Genomic DNA, 16,391 nt, shown 5'->3' on the forward strand with positions numbered 1-16,391 from the left:
GCGATGAGCAACGACGATCGTACCCAATTCATGCCGACGCCCGGTGGCCGTGGCGCCGATCCATTCCGCCCGGACCCTGGCCGTCCGGATCCGGCTCGTCCACAGCCGGCACCGCTGTCGATGCCGGCCGCGCCGGTCCTGACCGGCAAGGCCGAGGGCCTCAACCCGTTGGAAAGCGCCGCCGGCCCGCTGTTGGCCCTGCTGACGCGCCTGCGCAACACCATCGCCCACCCGGCGCCGGCCAGTTTGCGCGCGCAGCTGCTGGCCTACCTGCGCCAGTTCGAAGAGCGCGCCGAGGCCGCCGGTGTGGTGCGCAACGATGTGCTGCTGGCCCGCTACGCCTTGTGCACCGCGCTGGACGAAGCGGTGTTGAGCACGCCGTGGGGCGGCACCAGTGACTGGGGCAAGCAAAGCCTGTTGATCACCGTGCACAACGAAGCCTGGGGCGGTGAGAAGGTGTTCCAGTTGCTGGAGCATTGCCTGCAAAGCCCCCGTGAGCGCCTGTACCTGCTGGAACTGTTGTACCTGTGCATGTGCCTGGGTTTCGAGGGGCGCTACCGGGTGATGAACGACGGTCGCAGCCAACTGGAAGCGTTGCGTGAGCGCACCAGCGCGGTGATCCGCAGCGCCCGGGGCGACTACGAGCGCGAGCTGTCGCCGCACTGGCGTGGTGTCACTGTGGCCCGTGATCGACTGGCGCAATTCATGCCGCCGTGGATCGCCGTGGCCATCGGCGCGGCCTTGCTGCTGGCGCTGCTGTTCGGCCTGCGCATGAAACTGGCCTCCGATGCCGAACCGGTGTTCAAGAACATTCACTTCCTGGGCGAAATCCCGGTGCAGACCATCGACCGCCCCGTGGTGCAGCCCAAAGTGGTCGAGCGCCCACGTCTGGCAGGCTTTCTGGCCGATGAAATCCGCGCCAACCGGATTGCCGTGGAAGACGCGGTCGACCGCTCGGTGGTGACCATCCGCGGCGACGAACTGTTCGCTTCGGGCAGCGCCAGCATCAAGGACGATTTCCAGCCGCTGATGCTGCGCATCGCCGATGCGGTGCGCAAGGTCAAGGGCCAGGTCCTGGTCACCGGCCACAGCGACAATCGGCCGATCGCCACCCTGCGGTTCCCGTCCAACTGGGCGTTGTCCGAAGCGCGGGCCCAATCGGTGCTGCAAATTCTTTCGGCCAAGACCGGCCAGCCCGAGCGCTTCAGCGCCGAAGGCCGCAGCGACACCGAGCCGTTGGCGTCCAACGCCACCCCAGAGGGGCGTGCGCGCAATCGTCGGGTTGAAATCACAGTATTGGCGGAGGGGGTCGAGTGAAGGCGTTTTTCAGTTTTATGACCCGCTGGGTCATCCCATTGCTGGGGCTGATCGCCCTGAGCCTGATCATCTGGTTCGTCGGCCCGCTGCTCGATTGGCTGGTGCCTGAAGGCCGCCGCTGGGCCTTGATCATCCTGGTGTTCGCGGTGTGGATCGCCTACCGGGTGTTCCGCATCATCCAGGCGCGCCGTCAGGCCGCCGAAGTGATGCGCAGCCTGGCCGCGCAAACCCCGCCCGACCCCACCAGCATCGCCACCGCCGAAGAGCTCGAAACCCTGCGCCAGCGCATGGACGAAGCCTTGGCCCTGCTCAAGAAAGCCAAGCTGGGCGGGGACGAGCGTCGCAACCTCTACGAGCTGCCGTGGTACGTGATCATCGGCCCGCCGGGTTCGGGCAAGACCACCGCGCTGGTCAACTCCGGGCTGCATTTCCCACTGGCCGCGCAACTGGGCGCCGGTGCCGTGCGCGGTGTTGGCGGTACGCGCAATTGCGATTGGTGGTTCACCGATCAGGCGGTCCTGCTCGACACCGCTGGCCGCTACACCACCCAGGACAGCGACGCGACCATCGACAAGGCCGCCTGGCTGGGCTTCCTGGGGCTGTTGAAAAAGCAACGGGCCCGCCGCCCGATTGACGGCGCGTTCATCGCCATCAGCCTGTCCGACCTGCTGCTGGGCAGCGACGCCGAGCGCGCCGCCCATGCCGCGGCGATTCGCTTGCGGATCCAGGAGCTGTACACCCAACTGGGCGTGCGCTTCCCGATCTACCTGATGCTGACCAAGCTCGACCTGGTGCCCGGGTTCATGGAGTATTTCGATACCCTGAGCAAGGAAGAGCGCGCCCAGGTCTGGGGCATGACCTTTGCCCTGGACGACGGCAAGAGCAACGACAGCCCGCTGGCGCACCTGCAAAGCGAATTCACCGGCCTTGAGCAACGCCTCAACGACCGCCTGGTGGAGCGCCTGCAACAAGAGCGCGACCCGGCGCGGCGCGACCTGATCTACGGCTTCCCGCAGCAGTTCGGCGCGCTGAAAGATTGCCTGCAAAGCTTCCTCGAAGGGGTGTTCAAACCCAACGCCTTCGAAGAGCGCGTGTTGCTGCGCGGTGTGTATTTCACCAGCGGCACCCAGGAGGGCAGCCCGATCGACCGCCTGATCGGCTCCATGGCCCAGAGCATGAACCTGGACCGTCAACACCTGGCGCGTCAGACCGGCACCGGGCGCAGCTACTTCATCGAAAAACTCTTCACCGCCGTGGCTTTCGCCGAGCGCGGGCTGGTGGGCGTCGACCCGAAAGTTGAGCGTCGACGCAAGTGGATCGCCCGCGGCGTATTGGCCTCTACGGTGGTGCTGGTGCTGGTGGTCAGCACGTTGTGGTGGGTCAGCTACCGTGCCAACCAGGCCTACATCGCCCAGGTCGATCAGAAGGTCGCGCCCTTGGGCCAGACCGTGCAGAACCTCAGCCCGGCGCAACGGGATGTGCTCGCGGTGTTGCCATTGCTCAACGCCGTGAAACACCTGGCCGACGACGCCCCGAGCTGGGCCGAAGGCCTGGGCCTGTACCAGGGCGACATGCTCGAAGCCGAGTCCGGCAGCGTCTACCGCAAGCTGCTGATCGCGGTGTTCGCGCCACGCCTGCTGACGCGCATCGAAGAGCAACTGCACAGCGGCGGCAATTCGGATTTTCTCTACGAAGGCTTGAAGGCCTACCTGATGCTCGCCGACACCGAGCATTACGATGCCGACTTCATCAAGGCCTGGATCGCCCTGGATTGGGACCGCAGCCTGCCGCGGGACTTGCCGGCCGAGCAGCGCCAGGCCCTGGCCGCGCATTTGCAGGCACTGTTCGAGCGGCGTCCGCCCCTCGCGCGCCTGGACCAGCGCCTGGTCGAAGACCTGCGGCGCCAGTTGCAGCAATTGCCGGTGGCCCAGCGGGTCTATGACCGGATCAAGCGCCAGAAACTGCCCGAAGGCATCCCGGACTTCCGCATCAACGAAGCCGCCGGGCGTGACGCGGCGCTGGTGTTCAGCCGCAAGAGCGGCAAGCCGCTGGGCGAACCACTGAGCGGGTTTTTCACCGTCAAGGGTTACCGCCAGGGCTTCTTGCTCACCAGCCTGAGCCAGACCGGCACCCTGGCTGAAGAGCAGTGGGTGCTGGGCCATGAACAGGCCGATCAGCAGAACGTCGCCAGCCTGGCTGCCGATGTGCGTCGCTTGTACTTCCAGGATTACCTGCGCCAATGGGACGCCTTGCTCGCCGACATCGACTTCGTGCCGATCACCAGCGTGGCCCAGGCCGCCGATGTGCTGCGGGTGATTTCCGGGCCGACCTCGCCGCTGAAAAAACTGCTGGTGGCGGTGGCGAAGGAAACCGATCTGCAACAGGATGAACGCTTGCTGGCCGCCCAAGGTGCGCCGGTGGAAGGCGGCGTGGACAAGCTCAAGGAGCGTTTGGGCAGCTTGCTCGGCCAGGAGCAGGCGACGCCAAACGCGCCGGCGGCGAGCGATGACCCGATCACCGCGCACTTCGCCGAGCTCAACAGCATCGTCAGCAAAAGCGAAGGCGAGCCGGCGGCCATCGACGGTCTGTTGGCCGACATGAACGCTCTGTACGTGCAGGTCAGCGCCATGGTCGGGGCCAGCGGCGATGCCTTGCTTGGCGAAGCCAAGAACCAGGCCACGGCCGCCGCCACTCGCGTCAGCCTCAACGCCGAACGCCAGCCGCCGCTGGTGCAGGGCCTGGTCAAGTCGGTGGTCAACTCCACCACCAACAGCATGATGGGCGGGGTGCGCAACCAACTGAACGCCGCCTGGACCAGCGAAGTGGTGAACATCTATCGCCAGTCCCTGGCCGGGCGCTATCCGATGTCGCCGGGCAGTGCGCGAGACGCGACCCTGGACGATTTCGGCCAGTTCTTCGGCGTCGGCGGGGTGATGGACAACTACTTCCGCAAGTACCTGCAACCCTACGTCGACACCTCGACGCCGACCTGGCGCTGGCAGCCGGGCGCGGCGCAGAAGCTCGGCATCGCCCCCGGTGTACTGCAGACCTTCCAGCGCGCGGCGACCATCCGCGATGCGTTCTTCCGCTCCGGCGGCACCCAGCCGATGGTGCGCTTCGAACTCAAGCCGGTGGCGATGGACTCGACCATCACCCAGTTCCTGCTCGACCTCGACGGCCAACAGCTGAGCTATGACCACGGCCCGAGCCGCCCGACCGCCATGCAGTGGCCGAACCCGGGCAGCATCGGCGTGGTGCGGATTTCCATCATGCCGCCGTCTTCCAGCGGTCGTTCCGGCATCACCCTGGACGGGCCGTGGGCCTGGTTCCGCTTGCTGGAGCAATCGGACCTGACCGCCGGCAACTCGCCGGATCGCTTCAACCTGCGGCTGCGGGTCGATGGTGCCAGCGCCTCTTACGAGTTGCGGGCCAACAGCGCCTTCAACCCGTTCAAGAGCCGGGTGCTCAGCGGCTTCAGCCTGCCGGAGCGGCTATGAGTACGCCGGGCTTCTACGGAAAGTTGGCCAGCCGCGGCGACTTCGTCAGCCGTGGCTTGCCCCAGGGGTTCATCGGCCCGTGGGATTCGTGGTTGGCGGCGGGTCTGCTCGCCAGCCAGAGCAGCCTCGGCGAGCGCTGGCTGGATGCTTATCTGGTCAGCCCGCTGTGGCGCTTCATGCTCGCGCCGGGGGTGTGTGGCCCGGACGCCGCCGTCGGAGTGGTGATGCCGAGCATCGACCGGGTCGGCCGTTATTTCCCGCTGACCGTCGCGGTGCTGCTGGAGCCCGATGCGGACCCGGCGTCCGTGGTGGGCGGTGCGGACGAGTGGTTTGAGCGGGTCGAAAACCTGTTGCTGAGCACGTTGAGCGTGGAGGCCAGTTTCGAGGCGTTCAACGAACAGCTGGAAACCCTCGGTAGCCCGATGTACCTGCCGCGCACGTCGAGCAGCCGTTTCGCCAGCCTGCATCGCTTCGATGCCACCGACCCGCAGCGGCGCATGAGCGCCTTGGCCGAGGCGGCCTGCGAAGGCGTGAGCCTGTGGTGGGGCCAGGGATCGGAGCGCATTGCCCCGGGTTTGATGCGCTGCCAGGGATTGCCGGCAGCCGCTGATTTTGCGCAATTTTTGCTCGGCCAAGAAGGTGTTGTGTAGATGCGTCCAAGTGCCGGAAAAGCAATCAAGTCTGCAAGCAAGAGCCATGTCGGGATGGTCCGCCAGGTCAACGAAGATGCTTGCCTGGACCTGCCGGAAAACGGCCTCTGGGTGGTGGCCGACGGCATGGGCGGGCACGCGGCGGGCGATTACGTCAGCAGCCTGATCGTCGACAGCCTGCGCGGCATCGCCGTGGGGCGTTCGCTGGACGAATACGTTGCGGCGCTGCAAAGCGACCTGCTACGGGTCAACGCCGCCGTGCGGGAAGAAACCGCCAACCGTGGCGTGACCATGATGGGCAGCACCGTGGTGGTCCTGGCCGTCCGTGACCTGCGGGGCATGTGCCTGTGGGCCGGTGACAGCCGCCTGTATCGCCTGCGTGACGGCGTGCTCGAAGGCATCTCCCGGGACCACAGCTACGTCCAGGATCTGCAGGACAGCGGCCTGCTCAGCGAAGCCGAGGCGCGGGTGCACCCGCGGGCCAACATCGTCACCCGGGCCATTGGCGTCGAGGCGCAACTGAACCTGGCGTTGACCGAACTGCTGCTGGTGCCTGGCGACAGCTACCTGTTGTGCAGCGACGGGCTGACCAAGACCGTCGAGGACGAGGAGATCCGCGAAGTACTGAGCCACGACGAGCCCGGCGAAATCGCCAGCAGCCTGGTGTCCCTGGGCCTGATGCGCGGCGCGCCGGACAACATCACCGTGGTGGTCGTGAAGGTGCCGTCATGAGCTTGACCCTGAACATTGTCATCCCCGGCTACGACATCGAAGGGCCGATCGGCGAAGGCGCGATGGCCAGCGTGTACCTGGCGACCCAGCGTTCGCTGGAGCGCAAGGTGGCGTTGAAAGTGATGGCGGCAGCCCTGGCCGCCGACCCGACGTTCTGCGAGCGGTTTTTGCGCGAAGGCAAGACCCTGGCGCGCTTGTCGCACCCGCACACCGTCACCATCCATGACATCGGCAACGTCGGTGAGCTGTATTACATGGCAATGGAGTACCTGCCCAACGGCACGCTCAAGGAACGCATCGCCGCGGGCCTGACGCCGGAGCAGGGCCTGACCTACATCCGCCAGATCGCCTCGGCCCTGGGGTATGCCCACGGCTTGGGCCTGGTCCACCGCGACGTCAAGCCGGCCAACATCCTGTTCCGCGCCGATGGCACGGCGGTGCTCTCGGACTTCGGCATCGCCAAGTCCCTGGACGACCGCACCCAGTTCACCCAGGCCGGCTTTGCCGTCGGTACGCCCAGCTACATGAGCCCGGAACAGGCCCGAGGGCAAGACATCGACGGCCGCGCCGACCTGTACGCCCTGGGCGTGGTGCTCTACGAAATCCTCGTCGGCAAACTGCCGTATACCGGCAATGACGCACTGTCCACGGCCCTGGCGCACCTGACCGAACCGTTGCCGGAGTTGCCGGTGCACCACGGCCGTTATCAGGACGTGTTGCGCAAACTGTTGGCGAAGGACCCGGCGGAGCGTTTCCCGGACGCGGCGGCATTGCTGCGGGCGCTGGATAACCTGCCTGAGGAATCGTCGGAAGCGACGCTGATCCGGCCGTTGTCGTTGCAACTGCCGACCACGTCGCCTGCGGTGGATGACTTGGCGGGCTTGACGCCCATGTCCATCGACATTCCCAGCGGCCCGGCTTATTCACCACCGCAGTCACAGTCGAAGCCACAGTCCAAGCCCGTTCCGCCGCCGATAAAACCGACGGCTCAATCCTCGGTGTCGGAGCAACGCAAGGGCCCGGTGTTCGCCCTGGCCGCCGTTGCGGTCGCCGTGGCGCTGGCGTTGGGCGGCGCGGGTTATTGGTGGTTGGCCGGTGACGACGGCAAAGAAGTGAAGACGCCGGTGGCCACGACCACCTCGGTCAAGCCATCGGAAGTGAAGCCGCCGAAGGCCCCGGACGTGCCGGCGGTCAAGCCACCCGTCGCCCCGCCGGCCCAGCCCCCCGTGGCGACCGAGGCCGACGGTGGCCAGCGTCCGCTATTAATGGCTGGCAAGAAAACCCTGTTCCAGCGTGTGCTCAGCAAGCCGGGGGCGAAACTCGCCGAGGCGCCGGGTGCCGCACTGGGCAAGGCACTGCCGGCGTTTTCGGTGTTGTACGTGTATCAGCGCAAAGACCTCGATGGCAGCGCCTGGGTACGGGTCGGCGCGGCCACCGACGGGCGCAGCGACGGCTGGTTGCCCGCCGCCCAGGTCAGCGACTGGAAGCAAAGCCTGGTGCTCAAATTCACCGAACGTTCCGGCCGTGCGCCAGTGATGTTCCTGCGTCAGCCTGGCGAAGTGGAAAAGCTCCTGGCTAACCCATCGGCCGCCAAGAACGTGTTGCTCAAGGCCCAGCAGAGCCCGCAGGACGACCAGCAAGTGCTGGCCCTTGAACCGGCCGCCAGCGCGGTGCCGCAGAGCCAGTTCTATCTGTTGCCGATCTTCGACTCCCGCGAAAGCCTCGATGAAAACGGCCAGCCGGTGCAGTTGCTGAACGTGGCGTCCATCGACCCTGGCAACACCCCCAAGGCGGCGGGCAATACGCCGATCACCACCGCCAACGCCGACGCGTTCCGCACCGCCGTGGTGCTGGTGGTGGACACCACCGTGTCGATGCAGCCCTACATCGACCAGGTGCGCGACGTGGTCCACGAACTGCAAACCCGCATCGCCGAGCGCGGCGAGTTGGACAGCGTCAGCTTCGGCATGGTGGGTTTCCGCAGCAGCATCAAGAAAACCCCGGGCCTGGAATACGTCGCCAAGACCCTGATCACCCTCGAGCAGGGCCGCGACCCGCAGCGCTTCATGGACCTGGCGCGGCAGGTCAAGGCATCGACGGTGTCGAGCCATTCGTTCAACGAAGATGCGTTCGCCGGGGTCATGGAAGCCGTCGAAGGCATGGACTGGTCCGGTTACGGTGGGCGCTTGATCCTGTTGGTCACCGACGCCGGTGCCCTGCGCAAGAACGATCCATTTGCCGCCACGCAAATGAACGAGGCCGAAGTGCGCCAGGCGGCGCTGGGCAAGCAGATCAAGATCTACGCCTTGCACCTGCTCAGCGACGCGGGCAAGAAAACCCATGCCGGCGCCCAGAGCCAGTACCGCACCCTGACCGCCGACGCCAACCCGCAGATCGGCGACCTGTACATTCCGGTGCCGGGCGCCGACGTGCGCAAGTTCGGCGAGCGGGTCGACGAGATCGGTTCGGTGTTCGCCGACCTGGTGCATCAGGTGCGCAGCAACAAGGCGCAAAGCGTGCCGCTGCTCAGTGCCGCGCCGAGCCTGGCCGACAAGTCGGCCGCGGTCGGCTACGCGATGCACATGGATTTCCTGGGGCGCAAATCCGCCAGCCAGGCGCCGCAACTGGTCAGCGCCTGGACCGCCGACCGCGACCTGACCAACCCGGCGCTGCCGGCGTTCCAGGTCTGCGTGATGCTGACCAAGCTGCAACTCAACGACCTGCAGCAGTCGCTGAAACTGATCGTCGACGCGGCCCGCAAGACCCAGAGCTCGCCCAAGGATTTCTTCCAGGAAATCGCCAGCGCCAGTGCCTACATGAGCCGCGACCCGTCGGCCCTGCGCAAGGGCGGCAACCTGGCCGACGGCGGGATTCTGGGCGAGTACCTGGAAGGGCTGCCGTACCGCAGCAAGTCGCTGAACATGACCCAGGACTTGTGGCTGTCCTTGAGCGTGGCCGAGCAGGAAGATTTCATCGACGAGCTGGATTCGAAAATCCGCCTCTACGAAACCTTCCACAACGACCTCGCCAACTGGGTGCGCTTCGGCGACGCCGAGCCGGGCGATGCCTTGTACCGCGTTCCGTTGTCGACGCTGCCGTGATGCTGACCCTCAACGCCGTGCACAAAAGCCGGGGCGCCGGCAGCCAGCGCTACAGCCTGGTGATTCCACGGCTGCAATTGCGCGGCGGTGAACAACTGGCGGTGGTCGGCCCCAGCGGTTGCGGCAAGAGTACGTTGCTGGACCTGCTGGCGCTGGTGTTGGCACCGGATCAGGCCGGACAGTTCGACTTCACGCCCGCCGACACGCCGCTGGACATCGCCAAATTGTGGCGTGCGTCGCAACAGGGCACCTTGGCCGAGCTGCGCAGTCGTTACCTGGGTTATGTTCTGCAAACCGGCGGCCTGTTGGGCTTCCTGGATGTGCGCGGCAACATCGCGTTGTCGCGCAAATTGCTGGGCTTGAAGGATGACGCAAGCGTGACGCGCCTGGCTGGGCAGTTGGACATCGCCGATCAACTGGACAAGAAACCGGCGGACTTATCCGTCGGCCAGCGCCAGCGGGTCAGCTGTGCCCGGGCGTTGGCCCATGGGCCGCGCCTGCTGCTGGCCGATGAGCCGACCGCCGCCCTCGACCCGCTGAACGCCGAGCGCGTCATGCACTTGCTGGTGGCCCAGGCTCGCGAACATGGGGTGTGCTGTGTGGTCGCCACCCACGACGAGGCGTTGGCTCGCGCCAGCGGCTTGCAGGTGCGGCGCATCAGTTGCCGTCGCGATGCCGACGGCGGTGTCACCGCCACCCTCGGGGAGGCTTGCTGATGCGAGGCGCGCTGGTGGCTTCCCTGGCCTGGCAGGATTACCGCAACGATGCCTGGCTGTCGGCCTGCTCGGTGCTTGCTCTGGTGGCTGTGGTGGCGCCGTTGCTGGTGTTGTTCGGCCTGAAGTTCGGCCTGGTCAGCAGCCTGACCGAGCGCTTGCAGAACGACCCGGCCACCCGGGAAATCATCCCCTTGGGCGGCGGTCGCTTCAGTGCCGAATTCATCGAACAATTGAGCCAGCGTGGCGACGTGGCCTTTGCCTTGCCGCGCACCCGCCAGATCGCCGCCACGGCGGATCTGAGCAGCGATGCTTCGGCTGTCACGGTCGAGATGATTCCCACCGCGGCCAACGATCCCTTGTTCGAGCATTTGCCGGTGCCGCAAGGCTTGGATCAAGTGGTGCTCAGCCAGACCGCCGCTGAAAAGCTCGGCGCCAAGGCTGGCGATTGGGTGCAAGCCAGTTTCGGCCGGCAGGTGGCCGGTCGCAGCGAGGCGCAGCGCACCCGCGTTCAGGTATTGCATGTGCTGCCCTTGGAAGCCTTTGCCCGGGATGGCCTGTTTGCACCGCTGGCCTTGCTGGAGGCCGCCGAGGATTACCGCGACGGCCGTGCCGTGCCCGCGTTCGGCTGGCCGGGCGATGCGGTGAGTGTGGCCGGGCAACGGGTCTACCCGGCGTTTCGTTTGTATGCTCGCAGCCTCGGCGACGTCGAGCCACTGCGTCAGTATTTCGCCGGGCAGAACCTGCTGGTCTCGACCCAGGCCCAGACCATCGCACAAGTGCAATCGCTGAGCCGCAATCTGTCGATCGTGTTCTGGATCATCGCCGGGTTGGCCTTGGCCGGCGCGTTCGCGGCGATCTTTGCCGGCGCCCTGGCGGCGGTCGAGCGTAAGCGCCGGGAGTTGTCGGTGTTGCGCCTGCTGGGGGTTTCCACCGCGGCGCTGTTGCTGTTCGTGGTGTTGCAGGCCCTCTACAGCGCCACGTTCGCGGCCCTGCTGAGTGCCGGCCTGTATGGCCTGGCGCAGTCGGGCCTGAATTATTTATTTGCACAGATGCCCGGCGAATACGCCAGCCATCTGTTGGTGCGTCACTACACTTTGGCCCTGGTGGCCGTGCTCGGCGTCAGCGCCGTCGCGGCGGCTTGTGGTGGCTGGCGGGTGGCGCGCATCCAGGCGTGTGAAGGAATTCGCGATGTATAAGTTATTGGGCGCCGCCGTGGCGCTGAGCCTGGCCAGCATGGTCTGGGCTGATGAAAGCACGGACAAACTGGACAACCCCAAGCCGTTGCCCGACGACGTCAGCCTGCCGCTGCCGTGCGAAGGCCAGATGGTGTTCCGCTACGTCTACATCCTCGCCCAGGGCACCCTGGACGATCGCGAGATCAGCCTCGGTTACCCGTTCAGTGAAGGCGAGGCCGGTTACCAGCAGTCGTTCATTTCCGGCTACCGGCGCGACTTCATCAACGGCCAGTTCACTCTCAAGGACTTGCCCAAGGACTGGAACAAGACCATCACGCCGTTGATGCCCAAGACCGACGCCAAGACGCCGCTCAAGCCGATGCTGTATTTCATCGGCAAGTACGAGGTCACGGCCCGCCAATACGCCCAGGTCATGGCCCAGGCGCAATCGCTGGCCAGCGGCGAAGCGGCGCCGGCCTGCGAAACCCTGCAAGCCGATTTGCCCCAAGGGGTGGCGGGGCGTTTGCCCAAGGTGAAACTGTCGAAGTTCGAGGCCGAGCGCTTCTCGGCGGTGTACAGCGCCTGGCTGATGAAATACCACAAGGACCTGCTGCCGGTGAGCGGTCGCGGCACCTCCGCCGAAGACGGCGGGTTGGGTTTCGTGCGCTTGCCGACGGAAGTCGAATGGGAATTCGCCGCCCGCGGCGGGCAAGCCGTCAGCCGCCAGGACCTGGAAGGGCGCCTGTTTCCCCGGCGCCTGGAGGGCAGTGAGAGCGACGGGCCGCTGGCCGATTGGGCGGTGTTCAACCAGGTCGCCGGTGGCACCGGTCAGGCGGCGCGGCTGATGCCCATCGGCACCAAGTTGCCGAACCCCATCGGTCTGTTCGATGTGGTGGGCAACGCGGCCGAGATGGTCCAGGAGTCCTTCCAGTTGGTGCATGCCGGTCGCCGCCAGGGCGCTTATGGCGGCTTCGTGGTCAAGGGCGGCAACTACCTGGAAGGCGAGGGCACGCTGTTCACCGGCATGCGCCGCGAATACCCGTTGTTCGCCGCCGACGGTACCGAGCAGAGCAACGAAACCACCGGCTTTCGCGTGGCCGTCGGGGCACTGTCGGCGCCGCGTTCGCGCTACAAGGAACTGTTCGCCCAATGGCAGAAAGAAGGGCGGCTCGCGTCGCTGACCGACGCCATCGATGACGCTGACGATCCGACCAAGCGCCTGGACAGCATCATCGCCGCCAGCGTCGATCCGCGCCTGCAAGCCGAACTGGGCCTGGTCAACGAAGAGCTCAAGCGCAACGTCTCGCTCATCGCCCAGCAGCGCGAGGAAGCGGCGGGCAACCTGATCCAGTCGTCGGCCCTGGTGGCCGAGACCGTCAACAACTACAACATTCGCCTGACCAATCTGCAGAACAGCCGGCAAGCCGCGCTGGATGCCAAGGATGAGGCCAGCGCCACGCTGTTCGCCACGGCCATCGACAACGGCCGCAGCGCACTGGATGGCGCGGTGGCGATCTACATCGACAACCTGGCCACCGGCACGCGCTACACCGATGCCGTGATCCAGGCGCAGTTCCAGCGCATCAAGGAAGAATTGGAGCGCAAACCGGTACTGGGCAAGAGCCTGGTGGCGCGTGCAACGTTATTCGTTCGTCATGTCGGGGATTATCGTCAGCAAAAACGAGCCGACCCGGCGGCGATATTGAAGGAATTGCTCGCATCGAACGCTCAGCGGTCTTGAGTGTTCGTTGTCAGCGAGCTTGGAAGGGACTCAGGCGGCGATAGCGCCGTGCTGAGCTTGGTCAACACTTAAACGAGAACACAACTATGCTTTTCTCCCGTAAACCATTTGCTTCGGTTTCCAAGCGTCACTTGCTGATGGTCGCTGTCGGCTTCAGCACCGTACTGACCGGCTGCGCCACGTCGCCGACCTCCAAGGTCGCCTCGAGCACCAAGGTCGAGTACTACCCGAACTGCTACGAGCCGGTGCAGCACCTGCGCTCCACCGAAGGCAACATGACCAAGTCGGTCGTTACCGGTGCCGCTGTCGGCGCTGTCGGTGGTGCACTGCTGGGCGCCCTGACCGCCGACAAGGAAGACCGTGGCCGCAACGCCGCCATCGGTGCCGCGGGCGGTGCATTGGCCGGTGGCGCAGCCGGTTACTACACCGAGCGCCAGAAGCAGATCGCCGATGACAACCAGCGCATCGCCTCCTACGCTGCCGACGTCAACAAAAGCGTCTCCGACATCGACCGCAGCACCGCTTACGCCAAGACTTCGCAGCAGTGCTACCAGAATGCGTTCAGCAAACTGGTTGCCGACCGCAAGGCCAAGACCGTCAACGACACCGAAGGCCGCAAGCGCCTGGCGGAAATCGTTTCCGGCCTGAAAGAGTCGAATGACCTGATCGTCGCGGTCAACGGCAAAGCCTCGGAAGACCTGAACAACTACACCCAGGCCTACGAGAAAGACCTGCAGCAGGTGGGTGTGCAGCGTACTGACGTGGTGACTGTGGCCACTGCTGATACCCCGGCGGTCGTGGCTCAGACCACCAACAACAAGAAAATCAAGAAAGTGCAGCCGGCGAAGAAGAAAGACCTGCCGACCGTGCCGAAAGAAGCGGTGACCACCGAGAAAACCCTGCAGACCGCCAAGGTCAAGCAGGATGAAAGCAAGCAGGTTGCCAGTGCCGGTACCACTCAGGTCAACAGCATGTGCAAAAACCCGGACCTGGGCGACTGGGCACCGGTTCCTTGCCCGAATGTTTGATTGAGTGAGGGCTGCTGATCTTTGGTCAGCAGCCAAAACCTGTGGGAGCGAGTCTGCTCGCGATAGCGTCCGTTCAGTTGGCATCCATGTCGACTGACCCGCCGCCATCGCGAGCAAGCTCGCTCCCACAGTTGTTTTGTGTTGCCGGTGATATCTGCGACACCTCCAATCCCCTGTGGGAGCGGGCTTACAGCTGGCCTGTCTCTTCCGGTTTTACTTCGATCAAACTGTGGGAGCGGGCTTGCCCGCGAAGGCGGCCTAGTAGCCGGCCGATCTCTTGCGGTTGTACCCGATCCAATTGTGGGAGCAAAGCTTGCTCGCGAGGCGGCCTTATAGCCGACCTGGCTCTTTGGCCGTCCCCGATCCAATTGTGGGAGCGGGCTTGCCCGCGATGGCGGCCTGACAGCCGGCCAGGATGTTGTTGACTGAGTACATATCCGTTGCTGCGGTAACGGCGGCTGGCGGTTCCGCTCTTACAGCGGGTCACTTTTGGCAAACGCCCCAAAAGTAACCAAAAGGTCTTTGCCCCACCACTCGGCACCTCGCCTAGGCTCGGTGTGCCCTCACTCCGGCATTGCTCCGTGGGCCCGCCGCGAAGGGCCATCCATGGCCCAGCGCGGCTATCCCGGCATCCATGCCGGGATGCCCACTGCGCAATACCTGCGTTCGGCCAGCGTGGTCAACGGGGCCCCCAGATCAAAAGCCCGCCGAGGCGGCCTTATAGCCGGCCTGGCTCTTTGGCCGTCCCCCCGATCCAATTGTGGGAGCATAGCTTGCTCGCGAGGCGGCCTTATAGCCGACCTGGCTCTTTGGTCGTCCCCCGATCCAACTGTGGGAGCAAAGCTTGCTCGCGAGGCGGCCTTATAGCCGACCTAGCTCTTTGGTCGTCCCCGATCCAATTGTGGGAGCAAAGCTTGCTCGCGAGGCGGCCTTATAGCCGACCTAGCTCTTTGGTTGTCCCCCGATCCAATTGTGGGAGCGGGCTTGCCCGCGAAGGCGGCCTAGTAGCCGGCCTATCTCTTGCGGTTGTACCCGATCCAATTGTGGGAGCGAGCTTGCTCGCGATGGCGTCGGCTCAGCCTGCATCAATGTAAGCGCTATCCCTTGGCATCAGGCGCCGCTATCTCCCTGGTTTCCAGATGATCCAACGCCCGCTCGACCAACAACTGCACCCCATCGGCCATGCGGCTGATTGCCAGGGCGATGCAGCGGCGTGAGTCATCCACGTCGTCAGCCAGGTCGGCGGCGATGGTGCTGATGGACAGCAGGTCTTCGGAGGCGTTGGCGAGCAGGGTTTCGGTGTCGATGTGGGGAGCGACGATGAAGAGCTGGCTTTTGTCGGTTTCGGGTGGGGCAGAGGGTTTGGGGTTGAGGTAGTAGTCGAGGGCGCGGGTGGCGGCGTCTTCGAGCTTTTTTTCTTCCTGCGCTTCGACGCGGGATTTGTGGCCGCTTTGTGGCGGATTTGGAGTGACCTTGAACATATCTATGTACCAGAGTTGGGGTCGACATCCTTTCGCTTGCATTCGAAGAGGTGGCAACTGTGCGTAGGTGTGCAAGACCGGCTGGTACCCCCGGCAGACCCGAAGGTCTCCCACGCACAATCGCCATAACGGACGCGAGCATAAAAAAATGCTCGGTCAATAGCCATGACCAATTGCGTACCAATCCGGACTTGCACGTCCGTGTCACCGTTTTTTGCGATGACGAACAAAGGTTAGCGGTGCCCCAGAGCCCTGCCTAGTTCACGAACAGCCCGGCGTGTTGAAGGAAATGTCCGAGGGTTGGGCAGGGGAAAGGGATCAAAAAATCGCAGCCTTCGGCAGCTCCTACAGAAACCGATGTAGGAGCTGCCGAAGGCTGCGATCTTTTGATTTCAGGTTTTGTGACTTGGCAGTCATCTTTCGCGAAAACCAGCTTATCTTCCGACAAAGCGATCCGATGATGGCGTTGTGCCGAAGAATCGCTAAACTGCCAGCCATTGATCTTTTCTCACGAGGCTGTGCCCATGAAATTTCGTTTTCTGCTGTGGATGCTGGGGTTGTTGATGGGCAAGGCCAGCCGGACCAATCCGGCGTTCCAGCAGCAGTTGGGCGACAAGGAATTGGTGTTCCAGCTGCAAACCCTGGACGGCAAGGTCGCCCGGCATTTCACCGTGAAGAACCAGCGCATCACCAGCCAGTCCGGTACTTACCCGGAGCCTGCCTTCGCCATCGCCTTCAAGGACGCCGCCTATGGCTTCGCCACGATGCAGGCCAAGAACAAGCAGTTGGCGTTCATGACAGGGATCCAGGACAAGTCGATCCAGATCAAGGGCAACCCGGCGCTGGTGATCTGGTTCCAGGGGCTGACCAAGTATCTGAAGCCGAAGAAGGCCAAGCCGAAGGCTTGATCGGGTTTGGCCTGAAAGGCCATTGATTTGGCCGTCAAGGATCAT

Annotated in this window: 11 protein-coding genes; 10 read left to right on the plus strand and 1 reads right to left on the minus strand. The window is 64.6% G+C overall.

Translation table 11 applies throughout. The features are described 5' to 3' along the window. The first annotated feature begins 3 nt into the window (after nt 1–3). The 9 genes from AO356_RS12325 (at nt 4) to tagQ (ending at nt 13,957) form a co-directional block, all read left to right on the plus strand. The gene (locus AO356_RS12325) at nt 4–1,317 is read left to right on the plus strand and encodes a DotU family type VI secretion system protein (RefSeq protein ID WP_060740024.1); all 1,314 of its coding nucleotides are present in this window, start codon (nt 4–6) and stop codon (nt 1,315–1,317) included. Next, complete coding sequence (tssM, locus tag AO356_RS12330) at nt 1,314–4,814, plus strand: type VI secretion system membrane subunit TssM (RefSeq protein ID WP_060740025.1); 3,501 nt, start codon at nt 1,314–1,316, stop codon at nt 4,812–4,814. The genes AO356_RS12325 and tssM overlap by 4 nt, the downstream gene beginning before the upstream one ends. Beyond that, the gene (gene tagF / locus AO356_RS12335) at nt 4,811–5,464 is read left to right on the plus strand and encodes a type VI secretion system-associated protein TagF (protein WP_060740026.1); all 654 of its coding nucleotides are present in this window, start codon (nt 4,811–4,813) and stop codon (nt 5,462–5,464) included. The genes tssM and tagF overlap by 4 nt, the downstream gene beginning before the upstream one ends. Next, nucleotides 5,465–6,196 carry a PP2C family protein-serine/threonine phosphatase gene (locus AO356_RS12340; RefSeq protein WP_060740027.1) on the plus strand — a complete coding sequence of 244 codons (732 nt, stop codon included), beginning with the start codon at nt 5,465–5,467 and terminating at the stop codon, nt 6,194–6,196. Further along, nucleotides 6,193–9,297: a serine/threonine-protein kinase gene (locus tag AO356_RS12345; RefSeq protein WP_060740028.1), complete on the plus strand. Its 3,105-nt coding sequence runs from the start codon at nt 6,193–6,195 to the stop codon at nt 9,295–9,297. The genes AO356_RS12340 and AO356_RS12345 overlap by 4 nt, the downstream gene beginning before the upstream one ends. Further along, nucleotides 9,297–10,013: an ABC transporter ATP-binding protein gene (locus tag AO356_RS12350; RefSeq protein ID WP_060740029.1), complete on the plus strand. Its 717-nt coding sequence runs from the start codon at nt 9,297–9,299 to the stop codon at nt 10,011–10,013. Before AO356_RS12345 ends, AO356_RS12350 begins: the two co-directional genes overlap by 1 nt. Beyond that, nucleotides 10,013–11,209 (plus strand): ABC transporter permease, encoded by a 1,197-nt coding sequence (locus AO356_RS12355; RefSeq protein WP_060740030.1) that lies wholly within the window; start codon nt 10,013–10,015, stop codon nt 11,207–11,209. The genes AO356_RS12350 and AO356_RS12355 overlap by 1 nt, the downstream gene beginning before the upstream one ends. Further along, complete coding sequence (locus tag AO356_RS12360) at nt 11,202–12,929, plus strand: formylglycine-generating enzyme family protein (RefSeq protein WP_060740031.1); 1,728 nt, start codon at nt 11,202–11,204, stop codon at nt 12,927–12,929. The genes AO356_RS12355 and AO356_RS12360 overlap by 8 nt, the downstream gene beginning before the upstream one ends. A gap of 86 nt (nt 12,930–13,015) precedes the next feature. After that, a complete protein-coding gene (tagQ, locus tag AO356_RS12365; RefSeq protein WP_060740032.1) occupies nt 13,016–13,957 on the plus strand; it encodes a type VI secretion system-associated lipoprotein TagQ in 942 nt (313 codons plus the stop codon). Between the two features lie 1,097 nt (nt 13,958–15,054). Here tagQ and AO356_RS12370 read toward each other — a convergent pair. Then, nucleotides 15,055–15,438: a DUF6124 family protein gene (locus AO356_RS12370; RefSeq protein ID WP_060740033.1), complete on the minus strand. Its 384-nt coding sequence runs from the start codon at nt 15,436–15,438 to the stop codon at nt 15,055–15,057. 524 nt (nt 15,439–15,962) lie between these two features. On the opposite strand from AO356_RS12370, the gene AO356_RS12375 reads away from it, so the two are divergent. Beyond that, the gene (locus tag AO356_RS12375; RefSeq protein ID WP_060740034.1) at nt 15,963–16,346 is read left to right on the plus strand and encodes a hypothetical protein; all 384 of its coding nucleotides are present in this window, start codon (nt 15,963–15,965) and stop codon (nt 16,344–16,346) included. Nucleotides 16,347–16,391 lie beyond the last annotated feature (45 nt).

Origin of the sequence: Pseudomonas fluorescens (genome assembly GCF_001307275.1) — a bacterium.
GTDB lineage: Bacteria > Pseudomonadota > Gammaproteobacteria > Pseudomonadales > Pseudomonadaceae > Aquipseudomonas > Aquipseudomonas fluorescens_AA.

Coding starts and splice junctions, on each gene's coding strand:
- AO356_RS12325 (WP_060740024.1), top strand. CDS start 4: ATGAGCAACGACGATCGTACCCAATTCATGCCGACGCCCGGTGGCCGT.
- tagF (WP_060740026.1), top strand. CDS start 4,811: ATGAGTACGCCGGGCTTCTACGGAAAGTTGGCCAGCCGCGGCGACTTC.
- AO356_RS12340 (WP_060740027.1), top strand. CDS start 5,465: ATGCGTCCAAGTGCCGGAAAAGCAATCAAGTCTGCAAGCAAGAGCCAT.
- AO356_RS12345 (WP_060740028.1), top strand. CDS start 6,193: ATGAGCTTGACCCTGAACATTGTCATCCCCGGCTACGACATCGAAGGG.
- AO356_RS12350 (WP_060740029.1), top strand. CDS start 9,297: ATGCTGACCCTCAACGCCGTGCACAAAAGCCGGGGCGCCGGCAGCCAG.
- AO356_RS12355 (WP_060740030.1), top strand. CDS start 10,013: ATGCGAGGCGCGCTGGTGGCTTCCCTGGCCTGGCAGGATTACCGCAAC.
- AO356_RS12360 (WP_060740031.1), top strand. CDS start 11,202: ATGTATAAGTTATTGGGCGCCGCCGTGGCGCTGAGCCTGGCCAGCATG.
- tagQ (WP_060740032.1), top strand. CDS start 13,016: ATGCTTTTCTCCCGTAAACCATTTGCTTCGGTTTCCAAGCGTCACTTG.
- AO356_RS12370 (WP_060740033.1), bottom strand. CDS start 15,438: ATGTTCAAGGTCACTCCAAATCCGCCACAAAGCGGCCACAAATCCCGC.
- AO356_RS12375 (WP_060740034.1), top strand. CDS start 15,963: ATGAAATTTCGTTTTCTGCTGTGGATGCTGGGGTTGTTGATGGGCAAG.